This window comes from Kineosporia babensis, assembly GCF_021129305.1.
Taxonomy (GTDB): domain Bacteria; phylum Actinomycetota; class Actinomycetes; order Actinomycetales; family Kineosporiaceae; genus Kineosporia; species Kineosporia babensis.
The window spans coordinates 146,686-163,056 of the sequence record NZ_JAJOMB010000020.1 but is presented as its reverse complement, the minus strand read 5'-3'; the positions used below and the strand labels follow the sequence as shown (position 1 = coordinate 163,056).

At 68.2% G+C, this 16,371-nt stretch carries 9 protein-coding genes and 4 tRNA genes; 8 read left to right on the top strand and 5 right to left on the bottom strand.

Annotated features, from left to right (window positions below; translation table 11 throughout):
* Position 1: 1 nt before the first annotated feature.
* The 5 genes from LR394_RS30340 to LR394_RS30320 all read right to left on the bottom strand — a co-directional run bounded on the left by LR394_RS30340 (position 2) and on the right by LR394_RS30320 (position 3,401).
* A tRNA-Arg gene (locus tag LR394_RS30340) sits at positions 2-75 on the bottom strand.
* An 11-nt stretch (positions 76-86) separates the two neighbouring features.
* Positions 87-157 (bottom strand) — tRNA-Gln (locus tag LR394_RS30335).
* A gap of 9 nt (positions 158-166) precedes the next feature.
* Positions 167-250: transfer RNA gene (locus tag LR394_RS30330), tRNA-Tyr, on the bottom strand.
* 179 nt (positions 251-429) lie between these two features.
* Positions 430-512 (bottom strand) — tRNA-Ser (locus LR394_RS30325).
* Positions 513-740: 228 nt separating this feature from the next.
* Positions 741-3,401 carry a carbohydrate-binding protein gene (locus LR394_RS30320; protein ID WP_231448011.1) on the bottom strand — a complete coding sequence of 887 codons (2,661 nt, stop codon included), beginning with the start codon at positions 3,399-3,401 and terminating at the stop codon, positions 741-743.
* Positions 3,402-3,617: 216 nt separating this feature from the next.
* Between LR394_RS30320 and LR394_RS30315 the strand changes: the two genes are divergently transcribed.
* The 8 genes from LR394_RS30315 (at position 3,618) to LR394_RS30280 (ending at position 16,357) form a co-directional block, all read left to right on the top strand.
* Positions 3,618-5,789: a glycoside hydrolase family 36 protein gene (locus LR394_RS30315; protein ID WP_231448010.1), complete on the top strand. Its 2,172-nt coding sequence runs from the start codon at positions 3,618-3,620 to the stop codon at positions 5,787-5,789.
* A gap of 39 nt (positions 5,790-5,828) precedes the next feature.
* Positions 5,829-7,151: an ABC transporter substrate-binding protein gene (locus tag LR394_RS30310; protein WP_231448009.1), complete on the top strand. Its 1,323-nt coding sequence runs from the start codon at positions 5,829-5,831 to the stop codon at positions 7,149-7,151.
* Positions 7,152-7,153: 2 nt separating this feature from the next.
* On the top strand, positions 7,154-8,089 hold the full coding sequence (locus tag LR394_RS30305) for a carbohydrate ABC transporter permease (RefSeq protein WP_231448008.1): 936 nt from the start codon (positions 7,154-7,156) through the stop codon (positions 8,087-8,089).
* Positions 8,086-8,904, top strand: coding sequence for a carbohydrate ABC transporter permease (locus tag LR394_RS30300; protein WP_231448007.1), 819 nt, complete (start codon positions 8,086-8,088; stop codon positions 8,902-8,904). The genes LR394_RS30305 and LR394_RS30300 overlap by 4 nt, the downstream gene beginning before the upstream one ends.
* A gap of 29 nt (positions 8,905-8,933) precedes the next feature.
* Positions 8,934-9,953, top strand: coding sequence for a LacI family DNA-binding transcriptional regulator (locus LR394_RS30295; protein WP_231448006.1), 1,020 nt, complete (start codon positions 8,934-8,936; stop codon positions 9,951-9,953).
* Between the two features lie 138 nt (positions 9,954-10,091).
* Entirely contained in the window at positions 10,092-13,475 is a 3,384-nt protein-coding gene (locus tag LR394_RS30290; RefSeq protein ID WP_231448005.1) for a hypothetical protein, read from the top strand.
* 9 nt (positions 13,476-13,484) lie between these two features.
* Positions 13,485-13,649, top strand: coding sequence for a hypothetical protein (locus tag LR394_RS30285; RefSeq protein WP_231448004.1), 165 nt, complete (start codon positions 13,485-13,487; stop codon positions 13,647-13,649).
* Positions 13,646-16,357, top strand: a complete 2,712-nt coding sequence (locus tag LR394_RS30280) for a LamG domain-containing protein (RefSeq protein ID WP_231448003.1) — start codon at positions 13,646-13,648, stop codon at positions 16,355-16,357. Before LR394_RS30285 ends, LR394_RS30280 begins: the two co-directional genes overlap by 4 nt.
* Positions 16,358-16,371: the final 14 nt, after the last annotated feature.

Sequence of the window (16,371 nt, the reverse complement as noted above, 5' to 3'; positions counted from 1 at the left end):
GTGCCCCCAGACGGATTCGAACCGCCGGCCTTCTCGTTCGTAGCGAGACGCGCTCTCCAGCTGCGCCATGGGGGCCTGATGGATCGCTTCCGGCCGAGGACTCGAACCTCGATCAACGGGTTCAGAGCCCGTCGTGCTGCCATTGCACCAGCCGGAAAGGGTGACGTGCGGGCGGAGGGAGTCGAACCCCCACAGCCGAGGCGGCGGCTCTACAGGCCGTTGGGCTCAACCACATGCCCAGTGCACCCGCGGGTCGGGACTAGGGCCTGTCCTGTGGATCTTTGCCTACTGCGGGGCACCCGGGACGCCGTCTGGACGCGTCCGGCGTGGCCCCACGCAAAACCATTGCGAGGGGCCCCACCGGCCACGCCCAGCCGACGCCCCGGGCACCTCCTCGCTACGGCCATGATCCACAGGACAGGCCCTGCGCGGAAGCTGAAGGAGTCGAACCCTCGGGCGCACTGCCCGGCCCTGTTTTCGAGACAGGTTCGCCACCACTGGCGCCAGCTTCCTGGGACAACGAAAAAGCGCCGCGGCCGGAGGTTCCCGGCCGCGGCGCTTGGTCAGCACCTGATCAGGCACTTACAAGACCGTGCGGGAACGCTGTCGGGACGACTGATAGCGACGCTGGCGCAGTGAGTAACGCATGATTTCAGTCCTTCCAGATCGCTGTCGTACCCGGCCGGCGTTTCCGGCGCGAGATCAGGATGGCACGGCGCTCGTGCGCAGCGCCAGGGTATTTACCGCAGGCGTTGCGTGAGGGGTGAGCCCAGCACGGCCGGCGCCACGGTGACCTTGTCGATGTTCGGCGCCCAGCCCTGCGAACTGGTCAGCCGCAGCGGCTGGTTCGCGGTCTTCAAGGTGACCGCGATGCTGCGCTGGGAGAAGCTGTTCCAGTCGTAGGTGTAGCGGAAGTACCCGTGACCGATCGGCCGGGTGCCCTCCTGCAGTTCGGCCCGCCGGTCCACCACCTGGGGGTTGTACTGGTGATCACCCTTCAGTTCGGCATTGGCGTAGGTGATGGCCACGTCGTAGTCGCCGGGCTGGTCGTAGCCCTTGACCCGGTCGAACACCACCGCGTTCTCGGTGCCGTTGCCGACGTAACCCACGTACCCACGTCCGCTGGCATTGCTCCCGACCGAAGCGGCCAGTTCGGTGACGGACGCCTGTCCCTCGAGCCGTGCGTCCTCTGCTTCCAGAACTACCTGCGAAGCATCAGATTTACGGACGCGGGTGGTCGTCAACGTGTCGATCAGGACTCCGGAGGGGGAGCGAAGTTCGATCTCGTTGATGCCCTCGACCAGGCGCAGGCGCACGGTCGACTTCCACGAACCGGACTGCTTGGCGGAGAGTTTGGCGCGTTCCCGGCCGTTGACGGTGACCCGGACATCCGATGGCTTCTTGGTCCGGTAGGCGACATCCACGTCGTAGTAGCCGGTGTCCATCGCCGTCACATAGAGGTCGCTGCGGGCCTTGCCGCTCAGTGAAGCCTGCCCGTGATCGAGCTTGGCGCCGTTGTAGAGGCGGAAGGTGGAAGCGGGGTACTGGGTGGGCTCGCCGTCGGTGACGTCGGTGAGCAGGTAGCGGTCCAGGGTGACATCGGGGTTGGGGAGCAGGGTCTTGCCGTCCTGGCTGGTGCGCAGGGAGAGGGTGTGAGTACCGGCCTTGAGGTCGAGGAGGACCTCGGCGCTGCCCCGGTAGTCCCAGTGCAGGTCGGCCGCGTACTGCACGAGCTTGCTGAACCTGTCGTCCACGAAAAGGGCATGACGGCCGGGTTTCTTGTTGCTGGCGCCGATCACCTGCAGCCGGTACGCGCCGGTGCGGGGCACCTTGACGGTCCAATCGCTGCGGGAGTCCAGGGTCTTGAAGGCGCGGACGTCCTTGTTGCCCGAGGCCAGCCAGGTCCAGCCGCCGCTCGCCTGCGGATCGTGGGTGGTGATGTCGGCACCGGTGACCTTGGTGTCCTCGGCCTCGACGGTGGTGGTCCAGGGCTGCGCGGCGTATGCCTTGGCCACGTCCCGGTCTCCGGACGGGGTGATGATGACCTGGTAGGCGGCGTAGCGGTTGTAGGTCTGCACCGGCAGGTTCAGCGCGCCGGAGTTGAGCTTGACCGCGTTCTTGGCCCACACCACTCGCGGGGTCTGAGCCAGGCCCTCGGCGCCGGTGGTGGCCACCTCGCGGACCTCGATGTCGACGCTTGCCCCGAACGTCTTGCGGTCCAGGCCGGACAGCTGCAGCGCTACGTCGTCGTCCGATCCGCCGAGCAGAACCGTTGCGCGGGAGTTGGTGTCGTCACGAGCGGCGATGGCCTGCAGGGTGTCGGCGGTGTCCGGCTGCGGCGCAGTGACCTTGACGGTCTGGGAGCCTTCGAGATCGCCGTACCACTTGAACAGCCACCAGCCGGCGTTGGCACCGTTGGGGCGGGCGGTGTTGTCGGAGAAGTTGCCCGAGTAGCCCCAGTAGGCGGTCTGAGCGTCGACCTTGGTGTCCTCGAACATCGAGAACCACTGCACCAGCTGGCCGGGGGTGCCCATGTCGCGCAGCATGCCGTACTCGGTGATGTTCACCGGCAGCGGGCCGATGCCGTGTTCCTGCTCCAGGGCGCGGTACTCGGCCAGATGGCCGCGGTAGGTGGCCAGGTTCTCGATGCCCAGCTCGTGCCAGATCCAGATGTCCGGCAGCACCTTCCGGTCCTTGGCGAACGCGACGAAGTCGCTGCTGCGCTGCTTCAGCCAGCGGCTGTCACCAGGGCCGCCGACCCGGGCGTGGCCCAGGCCGTGCCGGGCGTAGACCTCCTGGATCTCGTTGTACGTGGCCTCCCAGTCACCGAGGAACTGATCCTTCTGGGTGGCCCAGTCCGGGTACCAGTTGCCGCCGTCGGCCTCGTTGAACGGGATGATGACGTACTTCTCCGGATGCTCGGAGCGGGTGGCCACTGCCTCGACCACGAACTCGAGCACCTCGAGGTAGTCCCAGACCCCGTTGGGTCCCTCGGTGTACGTGCCCTTGGCCAGGTCGTAGGTCCGCTCGTCGCCGGGCCGTTCGCCGCTGTTGTAAGGCCATTCGGGGTAGTAGTCCTGGGCGTAGATGTACAGGTCCTCGCCGTGCTTGGCGAAGAAGCCGTCCTCGATCTTGAGGGTGTCGCCGCCCGGGTGCTGGGTGCCGTACGGCGGTTTCTGCGAGGTGTTGGTGATGTGGGCGCCGTTGATCAGGGCCTGGGTGGGGGCCCCTTCGTCGCCGAATCCGTACAGGGTGCCGCTGGCCCCACCGCGGAAATCGCCGGTGGTGGTGGAGAAATCAATCTTCAAGGGCTGACTCGCTGCTTGTGAGGGTGGCGCGCTCAGGACGGAGAACATCAGGGCGGCGGCCGTGGCCACCACCCCGGCCAGGGACTTCTTCATGAAGGACTCTCCTCGTCGTCGAGACAGGTCGCATCCGAGTGTCGGGCCGCGGCCAAGGTAGCAATCGGGTGATAACGGTTTCAATGGGTTCGTGATAGCGGTTTCATCCGGGGTCTTGATAGCGCTTTCAGAATCGGGTTACCGTCGACGGGGAGCACCGGCCTCGGCTCACGGGGTCGGTGCCGACGGGCCTGATCCACGATGACGAGGAGTCCGGTGCTGCGCAGGTTCACCTTCGGAGATTCCGCCCTGGAGCTGGTGTTTGAACACGGTCCGGGGGTTGCGGTCCGCCTGGTCCGGGCCGGCGGGGCGGATGTGTATCCGGTTGCCGTGGTCGAGATCGTCACGGCTGCTCAGGGCCGGCTGCCGGCTTCGAGCCGCTTGGCGCACACCCAGCTCGGAACGGAGCTGCGCTACACCGGGCACGAGATCCAGCAGCGTGGCGGCGTGCGCACGCTCGTGGTGAGGCAGGCGGGCGGCGGTCTGGAGGCGGACTTGCTGCTCACCCAGCCGGCGGGGATGGCGGCGGCGACGGCCCGGGTGGTGGTCCGGGCGGCTGGTGGTGGACGCGTGGTGTTGCGGTCGGTGGCCTCATGGTCGGGCGGCTTCACGGCGGCTTCGGTACAAGCACCAGCAACGGACGCTGTGGTCGCCCAGGTGCCCACGGCCGCCTCGGCTCCACTCCCCGAAGCCGACAAGCGGGAAGCCGGGGATCCTCTGGTGGGCTGGGAGTTGGTGTCGGGGGTCAGCGACTGGCTGGCTGAGGGGCGCTTCACCAGCAGACCTCTTCGCGAGCTGGGGTTGCCGCAACTGGCGGCGGCGCTGACTCATCAGCCGCCGCGTGGCTCGTACACCGCTACGTCTCAGGGCACCTGGTCGACCGGGCACCACCTGCCGGTGGGCGCGGTGGTCCATGCAGCGCAGCAACAGGCCCTGGCCTGGCAGATCGAGCACAACGGAGCCTGGCGCTGGGAGATCGGTGACGACGAGACCGGCGCCGTCCTGACCCTGGCCGGCCCGACCGACGAGGACGCGGCCTGGACCAAGGTGCTACAGCCCGGCGAGGAGTTCAGCACCGTCCCGGTCACCCTGGCCTGGGGCAAGAACTTCACCGCAGCGATGGCCGGACTGACCGATCACCGACGGGCCGGCCGCCGCCCCCACCAGGACAACGCGCTGATGCCGGTGGTGTTCAACGACTACATGAACACCCTCAACGGCGACCCGACCACCGAGCGCCTGCTCCCCCTGATCCAGGCCGCGGCCGAGGTCGGCGCCGAGGTGTTCTGCATCGACGCCGGCTGGTACGACGACACCGGCCACTGGTGGGACAGCGTGGGGGAGTGGCAGCCCTCGCGCACCCGCTTTCCCAACGGACTGCAGGAAGTGATCGAGGCCGTCCGGGCGCACGGCCTGGTCCCGGGGCTGTGGCTGGAGCCGGAGGTGATCGGGATCAACAGCCCGATGGCCGAAAAGCTGCCGCGGGAGGCATTTCTGCAGCGCAACCAGGAGCGGGTGGTCGAGCATCACCGCTATCACCTCGATCTGCGGCACCCGGCGGCCGTCGAGCATCTGAACGGGGTGGTGGACCGGCTGGTCGAGGAGTTCGGCATCGGCTTCTTCAAGCTGGACTACAACATCAACCCCGGCCCGGGGACCGACCTCGATGCGGACAGCCCGGGCGCCGGGCTGCTGGAGCACAACCGCGCACACCTGGCCTGGCTGGATGCGGTGCTGGAGCGTCATCCGCGGCTGATCCTGGAGAACTGCTCGTCGGGTGCGATGCGTTCGGACTGGGCGATCCTGTCCCGGCTCGCCCTGCAGTCCACGTCGGACCAACAGGACTTCCGGTTGTTCCCGCCGATCGCGGCGGCGGCGCCGATGACCATGCTGCCCGAGCAGGCGGCCAACTGGGCCTACCCGCAGCCCGGGATGACGCCCGAGCAGATCTCGTTCTGCCTGGTCACCGGGCTGCTGGGCCGGTTCTACCTGTCCGGCTACCTGAACCGGATGACGTCGGCCGAGCGCGAGCGGGTGGCCGCGGCGGTTGCGGTGGCCAAGGAGATCCGTTCGTTCGTCCGCACCGGGCATCCGATCTGGCCCTTGCACCTGCCGATCTGGGACGGGTCCTGGGTCGCCTTGGGTCTGTGCCGGGCGGACGAGGACCTGGTCTCGCTCTGGCGGCGCGGCCGACAGAGCGAGGTTCAGCTGCATCTGCCGCACCGGGCTCAGCAGCAGATCACCGTCGAAACCGTTTTCCCGAAGGATCTTCCGCCCTGGTCCACGCACTGGGATGCCGACCGGGCCGTGCTCACCGTACGCGCCGACAGCACCCATGACGTGGCTGCCCGCACTTTTCGTCTGCACGTGAGCGACCCGAACGACTGAACGAACCCCTGCCCACCCGTCCGTACAAGGAGCAGTTCAATGAAGAATCCGTTCCTCACCGTCGTCGCCGCGGCCACTCTCGCCGCCGTGACCTTGACCGCCTGCTCGGACCCGGGAGCGGGCGATGCCGGCGAACCTGCGACCGCCAGCGACTGGCCGGCCCAGGACGCCGATCTCAACGGCATCACGCTGACCGTCTGGGCCGCGCAGAACTCCAACAAGGTTCCGGAAAGCGTGGTCTCGGCCTTTGAGTCGAGCACCGGCGCCACCGTGGACGTGGTCACCATCCCCGACCCGTACGAGCAGAGCGTGCAGACCAAGGTGGCCACCGGAGACAAGCCCGACCTGGCCTTCTGGCAGCCCACCGCCTCGCAGCTGACCGCCCTGAACGCCCGCACCAACCTGCAGCCCCTCGACGGGGCGCCCTGGCTGGACTCGTACTCGGGCGATCTGCGCGGCATCACCGGAATCCTGGACGAGACCCGTTATGCCGCGCTGATCACCACCCCGGCGGTGGAGGGCGTCTACTACAACAAGCAGGTCTTCGAGCAGGCCGGCATCACCGAGACCCCCGCCAACTGGGACGAGTTCCTTGCTGTGGCACGCAAACTCAAGGGCGAGAACGTCACCCCGTTCTTCGACTTCGGCGCCGGAACACCGTGGGCCACGCAGTGGTGGGTGCAGGTGCAACTGGCCGATGCCGCCAAGGACGGCCTGTGGGAGCGGGTGAACCAGAACCAGGAGAAGTTCACCGACCCGACGATCCAGAAGGCGATCGACAGCTACCAAGGGCTGATCGAGGAAGGGCTGTTCAACCAGAACCTGAAGACGGCCACGTTCGAGGACCAGGGTGCGGCGTTGCTGGCCGGTGAGGCGGCGATGGCGATCCAGGTGAACTCCTTCTTCGGGCAGCTGCAGTCGCTGGCCGACACCGACGAGCTGAACGAGAAGATCGGCTTCTTCCCGATCTCGCCCTCCGGCAACGTCGGCACGTTCATCCCCGACCAGTCCAACGCCCTGGTGGCCTTCCGGACCGGTGATGCCGAACGGGAGGCCGCAGCCCGGCAGCTGCTGTCGTTCTGGCTCGGCGACGGGTACGCCGGTTTCGTCGAGGCGCAGTCCACGGTCTCGTTGCAGGACGCCGTCCCGACCCCGGCCGGGGTGCCGCAAGCGCTCCTGGACGTTCACGCGTCTCTCGGTGATGCGGTCGGCTCCATGCAGGCTCTGGCCGTGGCCAACCCGGATCTGTATCTGAACCTGGGCGACCTGATCCAGGGCACCAAGACGTCTCAGGAAGTGGCCGAGGCCACCCAGGCCCAGTTCGCCGAGCTGGCCAAAGCCATCGGTACCGAAGGCTTCTGAGCGTGGCCGTCGTCATCGACCGCGCCCTCGCGCCACCGAGCCCGAGCCGGCCCCGAACGTCATCCGGTCAACGGGCCGCCCACGACCACCCGCTGTGGTTCCTGATCCCGGCGCTGGCCGTCCTCACCGTGTTCTTCGTCCTGCCCACGGTGTTCAACTTCGTCTACGCGTTCACCGACTGGTCCAGCTTCAAGTCCTCGATCTCGTTCGCCGGGCTGGAGAACTTCCGGTCCCTGCTGTCCAACGGTTCCTTGGCCGACGCGCTGGTCGTCACCATGGTCTATGCCGCGCTGGTAGCCGTCTTCCAGAACCTGTTCGGCCTGGTCCTGGCCCTGCTGCTGGAGCGCGACACCGCGGTGAACCGGGCCGTGCGGGTCGCGTTCTTCGTTCCGGTGGTGATGTCGGCCCTGGCGGTGGGCTACATCTTTCAGGCCCTGCTGAAGCCCGAGGGCGCGCTGAACCAGATCCTCGGGTTCCTCGCCGGCCGTACCGTCGAGATCGCCTGGCTGGGCAGCACCACCTGGACGATCGTGGTGGTGGCGCTGGTGCACGCCTGGAAGTGGATGGGCCTGTCCATGCTGATCTACCTGGCCGGGCTGAAGACGATCAACAGCGAGGTGATCGAGGCGGCCCGGATCGACGGCGCGGGCTGGTGGAAGACGTTTCTGGCCATCCGTTTCCCGTTGCTGGCGCCGGCGATCACGTTCAACGTGGCCACCGCGCTGCTCGGCTCGATGAACGGTTTCGACATCGTTCAGGCCACCACCGCGGGCGGGCCCGGCGGGAGCACCGAACTGCTCAACATCTGGGTGTTCCGGACCTTCGGCCAGGGGCTGTTCGCCCAGGCCACCACGATGAGCCTGGTGCTGTTCGTGGCCGTCACGGTGCTGGCCTTCCCGGTGATCCGGACCCTGCGCCGACGAGAGGACGTGTTGTGAACCGGTTCGCCAGGCTGCAGCCGGTGGCCGCGGTGGCCACCGCCCTCGTCCTGCTGGGGATCCCGTTCTGGCTGGTGCTGGTGACCGCGGCCAAGGATCAGGCGCAGGCCCTGAACCCGACCCTTGCCCTCCCGGAACGCTGGCAGTTGCTGGAGAACCTGCAGGCGGTGTTCACCGACGGGCGGATGCTGGCCGCGCTCGGTGGCAGCCTGCTGGTGATGGTTCCGTCGGTGCTCGGCGTGCTGATCCTGGGGTCGATGGCCTCGTGGATCCTGGCCCGGCGCAGTTCACGGTGGCTGGCGGCGGTGTACGCGCTGGCGATCAGCGGCATCGTGCTGCCGCCGGCGGTGGTCACGATCGTCCTGCTGCTGCGCCAGCTCGGCCTGGCCGGAACCGCGACCGGCATGGTGGGGGTGTACATGGGGATGTACCTGTCCACGGTGATCTTCTTCGTCACCGGCTTCGTGCGGACCATCCCGCTGGAGCTGGAGGAGGCGGCCCGGGTGGACGGCGCCTCCCCTTGGCGGGTCTTCGCCCGGATCATCCTGCCGTTGCTGCGCCCGGTCCTGGCCACCGCGACGATCCTGATCTGCCTGTACATCTGGAACGACGTGTTCTACGCGCTGTTCGTGATCGGCGGCCGGATCGACACCCTGCCGCTGAACCTCTACCAGGTCGCCAGTTCCGGTCTCTACCTGCAGAACTGGCACCTGGTGTTCGCCTATATCATCCTGATGAGCCTGCCCCTGCTGCTCACCTTCGTCGTCGCCCAGCGGCGCATCATCTCCGGGATCACCAGCGGGGCCGTGAAGTGACAGCACGCTCGTTGCCGAGGAGGGCAGGGATGCCAGGGCAGACGTCCCGGCCGGCCACGATCACCGACGTGGCCGCACGCGCCGGGGTCTCGGTCCCTACCGTCTCGCGGGTGCTCACCGGGGCCGCGCGGGTCAGCCCGGACAAGCGCCGGCTGGTCGAGGCCGCGATCTCCGAGCTGCGGTTCCGGCCCAGCGCGGCGGCCCGGGTCCTGGCCTCGCGGCGCTCGCAGGTGATTGCCGTGATCGCGGGGGAGACCTCGCGCTACGGCTACGCCGAGACCATCCGCGGGGTGGAGGAGGCGGCTCGGGCGGTGGGTTACACGGTGATGATCACGGTGGTCGAGTCCGCCGACCAGGACGAGCTGGACCGGGCCATGTCGGCCACCCTCTCGCAGCCCATCGCCGGGGTGATCGTGCTGAAGTTCGACCCGCCCGGGGTGGCCGCGCTGCACCGGGTTCCGGCCGATCTGCCGGTAGTGGCGCTGTCCGGGGTGCGGGAGAAGAACATCGCCCAGGCCGTGCTGGACGAGACCCGCGCGGCCGAGGAACTCACCGCGTTCCTGCTCGGGCTCGGTCACGCCACCGTGCATCACGTCCGGGTGCCGCCCTCCCGGCGCGAGGACGGCCGCACCACCGGCTGGCGGCGGGCTCTGCGCAAGGCCGGTGCAGAGGTGATCACGCCGTACGACGCCACCTGGGAACCGCGCAGCGGCCGGGCGATCGGGCACGAGATCGCGGCCGACGCCTCGGTGAGCGCGGTGTTCTGCGGCAACGACGAGATCGCCATGGGTGTGGTGCGGGGCCTGAACGACCAGGGGCTGCGGGTGCCCGAAGACGTGTCGGTGGTGGGCTTCGACAACCATCCGCTGGCCGAGATGTGGTCACCGGCGCTGACCACGGTGGAGCAGGACTTCGCCGGGATGGGCCGGCGCGGGTTCGACCTGCTGGCCCAGCTGGTGAACGGCGAGGACGGCCGGACCTTCTCGTCCGAGCGCCCGCGGCTGCTGGTGCGGGACAGCGCGGCCGCCCCGGCGCCGCAGCGGGGCTGAGCCACCGGCGCCGACTCCAAGGGCTGCCAAGTAGCGAGCTAAGTAAAGGTGTATTTCGGACTTAAATAGCAAACGCCACTCTTCCGTAGAAGACTTACATATCGGTAACGTGCGCCACGGCGGCTGAGGAGGGGTCTCGTGGCGGATGTTCTCGTGGTGCCGGTGAGTCTCGCGGCGCTGTATCTGGCTGAGGACGTCGACGTGGTGGGGGCGGCAGATTTCACGCGCCTGCCGTATGTGGACCCGCTCACCGGTCGGGACATGAACTCGGGCACCCCGTACGTCAGCGAGGTGATTCTTCCCGACCCGCTTCAGGACCAGAGTTTCCCGCTCCAGGCTGGCGTGCATCTGCATTGGACGCTGCCCGACGCGCTGACCAGGCTCGTCCAGCGCGACGGGACCACCCGGGCGCCCACCGTGCCGAATCGGTGGCTGGTGACCCGCCGCAACCAGGGCAAGATCGAGAAGTCATGGGTGGTCGAGAGCGACTACCTGGCCGCACCCACCGATACCGCAGCCGCCGGCATCGCCTTCCCCGTGCCCGGTGACGTGCCGTTTCGGCGTCTCGGCCGGGCCGTGCCGCTGGCGGACTGGAACCCGGGACTGCCTGGCGACCGACTGCCGCAGGTGACGGCCATTGGTCATGGCGAGGCTGCCTTCGCGGCGTTCTACCCCGACTGTCACAGCGTCTTCGGCTTCCATGACGCTGACTTCGCCTCGACACCGCCTCCCAACGGCATCCAGTATGAGGTCGCGGGCTGGTTCTCCTCGCCCGCGCAGGACACCCTCGCCGACCTGACCACGGGACCCGACTGGCGCGTGGCCCTGAGCAGCGGTTTCGCCTGGACCGTACCGGAGGGCAGCGCCCGCCCTACGTCCACGGTCTGCTTTGCCTCGCTCCTGTTCCGGCCCGATGGCCGGACGGTCAGCCCACTGCTGCACGACCAGGACGCCGGGGTGTACGTCGGCACAACCGCGACCGAGGCCCTCGCCGCCCACCTCGGTGCCGAACTCGGTGGCGACCCCGATCAGGTGGAGAACCTGCTAGAGGCCCTCGCCTACGCCGATGAACTGGAGGCCACGCCCCTCGACGTCGGCATCAGGCTGGCCGAGGAGCGGCACGCGGACGGCTTTCGGCCCCTGCCGTCCGGCGAGCTGTGGACGATCCGCCGTGAGGACGCACCGAACGTGGACGCCCCGACCCGGCAGCGGCGCGAGGCGCTCACCCTCAGCCACGCGATCGGTGACCTGCTGAACGCGCTGAACACGGCACAGGAGACTCTCGACCGGGCGCGCGGCGCGCAGGTCAGCCTGCGCGAACAGCTTTTCGCGGATTGGTACAAGTACATGATCTGCGCCTATCCGGCAGGGGGCGCGCGGGAGAGTTACCCCGATCCGGACGAGGTGCGCTCCTACCTGGGATGGTGGATGGCGCATCTGACCGGGCAGGACGGCGTCGCGGACGAGGCGGAGCTTGCGTTCCGAGCCGCCCGTGCGGCCATGGCCGCCGCGCTGAAGACCTACAACGTTGCGACGGCCGTGCCCAACGGGGCGACTTTTGTTCTCGACGCGGTCCCCGCCCCCCAGTACCACCTGCCCGCCGAGCCCGTCGTGCTGCTCACCGGCCAGGCCGCCACCCCTTCGGATCGGCACGGCCAGGACGGAACCCTGGCCTGCCAGGTCCTTTCGGTCACAGACCCGCGTGACCCGGTGGCCCTTCAGAAGACGCTGCCGGGGGCGGGCTTCGTCCCCGATGTCTGGGCGCACAACCCCTGGCACCCGGTGCTGCTCGAATGGGAAGTCGAGTTCCTCGCGACTGGGGGCGGCGACAATCTCGGCCCGTCCGATTCGGTGTACGACCCGGCCTACCTCACACAGGCCTACGAACTGGTCCCCGGTGAGGTGGATCTGCGGACCCGGCCGGGATTTGAGGCCCCGACCCGTGCTGCGAGCGTGTATGCGGGCAGAACCGTTCTGTCGCAGAGCGCGAAGCCAGTGCTGTCCGCGCGCGTCCTGCGCTACCTGGCCGGGACCGTCGTCGACTCCTACAACACCGCACACGGGACGACGCTCGCGCCCGCCGATTTCCAGGCCGCCCCCGACACCGTGCTCACCTGGTACGACGCCCACGGTGAGGATGCCCGTCTCAAGACCCTCGTGGCGGTCTACCAGCACCTGGCCGAGCACGAGGACAGCAATCTCGCGCAGGTGCTCGGCGGTTTCAACGACGCCCTGCTGATGCGGCGCCTCACCCGGCAGCTCCCGATCGCCGACCCGCTCGGATTCCCTGCCTACCAGGAGTTCGCTCGCCAGGTCGCAGCCGCCGTCGGCGACGACACCCGGCACGCTCCCGAGCCGCTTTCCGCGTACAACCCGATTCGCGCCGGGGTGATGCGCCTGTCCCGGCTGCGCATGGTCGACAACTTCGGGCAGTGCTGCGACGTCGACGTGGACTCCGCGGCCACCACCACCCAGCTGCGGGTACCGGACCGGCCCGGCTGGGTGGCCATGCCACCGCGCCTGACACAGCCGTCCCGGCTGTCGTTCCGATGGCTGGACTCCGACCACGAACTGCGGGAGATGAACGACGTGCCGGTCACCTCCCCGGTGTGCGGCTGGGTGGTTCCCGACGATCTCAACGGCGGCCTCGCCTTCTACGACGAGGACGGCGTCGAACTCGGCCTGCTCACGGCGGATCCGGAGCCGTCGAACGGCGATCTCGCCCGCTGGCTTGCCTCACCCGGCAGCACCGTCACCGGCATCCCGCAGATCGGCAACGCCCATCTGAAGGCGGTCGCGGCCCGGCTCCAGGCCCTCGGTCCCGACCCGTTCGCGGCGTTCGTCGCCGCCCTCGACATCCTCACCTCGGGTGTCGAGCCCGAGGACCAGAGCCTGGACGTGTTCACCATCAGGCCACTGGCCGTCCTGCGGGCCGAACTCGACCTCCAGCTCATGGGACTGCCCGCGGTCCACCAGGACTGGAACGTCTTCCGCCAAGACCTGCGGCGGACCACCCGCGACTCCAACGGCTACCCCGCAGTGGTCTTTCCCGTGCGGGTCGGCTCGGCGGCGCGCCTGAACGACGGGCTCATCGGCTACTGGCGGGAGGACCCTGCGCTGTTCCTCGGGCTCGGCGACTTCGTGCCGGTGACGACCGCGCCCCCACTGGCCGTGGGACCCGGCCAGGAGGCCCACATCCTCACGATGCTCGTCGACCCCAGGGCGCCTGTTCATCTGACCTCGGGGTTCCTGCCCGCCCAGGCCATCAGCCTGCCCGCCGACCAGTACCGCACCGCCATGGAGGCACTGCGCGTCCCCGAGTTCACCGCGCCCGTGCTCGTGGACGGCGATTCTCTGGCGCTGCCCGTCCCCAGCGTGGCCGGGCACCGGTGGACCTGGCGGGAGCGCGGACCTGCTACGTGGACCGACCGGCAACTCGACCCGGTGCACAACGACGCGGGTCTGCCCACCCTGCCCACGGCCCGCGAGGGCTGGCTGACACTCGTTCCGGACACCGAGTAGAGGATTCCGATGCCGAAAATCAATCTGTCGCTGACCCTTCCCGAGGTCAACCAGATCCTCGACGCTCTCGGGGCCCTCCCGTACGCCCAGGTCTACGAGCTGATCGGCTCCCTCCAGCAGCAGGCCCAAGGTCAGCTAGGCCTCGCCCCGGCCGCTGAGGAGGTGCAGAAATGAGCGATTCCCTCGTCCTGCACTGGCCCCTGAACGCTCTCGCCCCGCAGAACGTGATTCTCGACAGCGGTCCGAACGCCATCAACGGGATCTACAAGGGCACGCCGACGATCGTCACCGACCAGAAATTCGCCTGCCTGAGCCTTGACGGGAAAGACCAGTACGTCAGCGTGCCGGCGGGTAATCCGGCGCTGCAACTGACGGCCTACACCCTGTCGGCCTGGATCAAATGGGCCCCGGGCGGTGCCAACTCAGCCGTCGCGGTGTTCGGGAAGGCCTCACCCAACATCCGGCTCAGGCTCTACGGTGACGGACGGCTCGAGCACTTGTTCGACTCAACAGTGGGCCTGGAGACCACCCTCTCGGACGCCGGAGCGGTGCCCGGCAACGTCTGGGCGCACGTGGCCATCACCCATGACGGCGGTGTCGCGCGAACCTATGTGGACGGCGCCCTGGTCGCACAGGCGCAGGGACGCGGCTCCCGCGTGGCCGACCAGGCGGAGTTCGAACTCGCCGCCGGCAATGGGACACTCAGCTTCGCTGGTCTCGTGGCGCAGTTCCGCGTGTACTCCCGTGCGCTGACCACCGCGGAGATCCAGCGGGACATGGCCGACAGCGAACCTCCGCTGGAAGCGTTCGTCCGAACCCACCCGCTCGACTTCGGCTTCGTCAACAACGACGGTCAGCCCGTCCTGTTCATCGACGACACCAACCTTCAGGTGATGTCCCTGGAGGTGACCAACAGCTCCCGCCACGCCATCGAGGCCGTCCCGCTCACCGGGGTATCCTCCAGCACCTACCATTTCGCGCTGCGCCTACGGAAAGGCACACTCGCCGCCGCGCTCACCCCGAAGGTCTCCTCGGCGGACTGGGCGATAGCGGCCGAGCCGGACGGCACGGCCCTGTATTTCCAGTGGAAGAACAACCTCAAGCCGATCCTTCCCGGCGCAACGATCTCCGTGGACGTGTCGGGCCTGAACGCCGACGGTACGGACGGCACCCACGGCACCCAGGTGGAACTGGAGTACGGCACCGTCAGGTACACCGGGCAGAGCCAGCCCCTGGCCGGCACCCGAGTGCAGTACCTCGACGTGGTCAACCACCGAGGGCGCCGTGACCTGCCCCTGGACCTGCGGTTCGTCGGGGGTGACCGGGTCCTCAGCGACGGGGCGACCGCCAGTGCTCTGACCCTGCACCTCACCAACGTGATGAGCGCCGGCAAGGGCATCTCTTTCCAGACAGCAGAGCCGGTGTCGGCCTTCCGGGTGTCCTTCGATGCCGAACCGGACGGAGCGAGCCCGACCGCCAAGAACGAGAAGCCCTGGGCACTGACCACGGTCGGGGCGGCGGGCAACATCAGTCTGTCGGTGTCGGCGGGCTGGAGCATCACGAAGGTCCTGGACCGGGAACGCGCCTGGGACATCACCCCGGACGCCGACACCCTGCTGACGCCCGGGCAGTTCATCGAGTTCAGGCTCGACAAGGTCTATGCGCTGCCCAAGCAGGGCCACGCCCCGATCCTGGTGGAGTACCGCAACATCCCAGGCTACGCCGACGGCTCGATGACCGCGCCGGTGGAACGCACCCCGCTGCTGTTCAACCAGTCCTTCGCCGGGGTCAACTTCCCTCCGACCGATCTGGAGGGGCGCTTCCAGATCCTGCACACCCCCACCGACGCCAACGGGGTCCCCGCCCTCATCATCGGCCGTAAGCGGGACCAGAACCTTCGCCTCGGCTACGGGAACGACCACACGTGGATCCAGTCTCACAGTGGGCTTCCCCTGGCCCTCAACCCGCTGGGCAACCGGGTCGGCGTCGGCGTCTCGGCACCCGCGAGCCGCCTGCACATCGTCGACGCCAACCAGGACGCCACCAACGGAACGCTGATCATCGGGCCGACGAACCAGTCGAACCTGCGGCTCGGATACCACGCGAGCTACTCCTGGATCCAGTCGCACGGAGGTAAGCCGCTGCTGCTGAACCCCGTCGCCAGCGCCGTGGGCATCGGCGCGGTCACCGAGCCGAAGGGCCGCCTGCACGTCGTCAACGTCAGCGAGAACTCCCTCGGCGGCGCCCTGTACGTCGGCCCGGACAACCAGGCGCACATCCGGTTCGGGCACCACCAGGACTACTCCTGGATCCAGTCCGGCGGGGCCAAGCCACTGGCCATCAACCCGCTGGGCACCGACCCCGTCGCCATCGGCACCTCGGGTCCGCTCGGCGGCAAGGTCACGATCATGAACGCGGGCTCCCATCTTCAGCTACGCCGGGACACCGGCCACGGAGGCGGCGGGCAGGTCCTCTACCTGGAGCTGTTCCAGGACACCACGACCGGCGACGCCATCACCTACCCGAGCATCAGGTTTCATCACGGCAGCAAGTTCTGGCACCGCATCGAAGGACGGCCGGAGGGGTTCGCGTTCAAGGACGGCAACCTGCCCAGCGACACCTTCGTCGATGCCTACGCCCAGACGTTCGTGGCCAGCAACGGCTTCAGGATCAAAGACGTCACCATCGGCGTGGAGGAGTTGCGCATCCTGAAGCGGCTCGCGGCCGGAGCGCTGGAGTTCGACCTGTTCAACGTCAAGCAGGGGGAGTACGCCTACGCGGCCGACTACAAACCCTACGACGGCGACCGCAGGAACGTGTGGACATGGCGACGTAAGGAACGCATCGACCAGGGCCGCTGGCGCATCACTTTCCCGAGCTGAACGGAGTCCTCCTG

Excerpts from the sequence above, each read along its gene's own strand:
- LR394_RS30320 (WP_231448011.1), bottom strand. The coding sequence starts at position 3,401 with ATGAAGAAGTCCCTGGCCGGGGTGGTGGCCACGGCCGCCGCCCTGATG.
- LR394_RS30310 (WP_231448009.1), top strand. The coding sequence starts at position 5,829 with ATGAAGAATCCGTTCCTCACCGTCGTCGCCGCGGCCACTCTCGCCGCC.
- LR394_RS30295 (WP_231448006.1), top strand. The coding sequence starts at position 8,934 with ATGCCAGGGCAGACGTCCCGGCCGGCCACGATCACCGACGTGGCCGCA.
- LR394_RS30285 (WP_231448004.1), top strand. The coding sequence starts at position 13,485 with ATGCCGAAAATCAATCTGTCGCTGACCCTTCCCGAGGTCAACCAGATC.
- LR394_RS30280 (WP_231448003.1), top strand. The coding sequence starts at position 13,646 with ATGAGCGATTCCCTCGTCCTGCACTGGCCCCTGAACGCTCTCGCCCCG.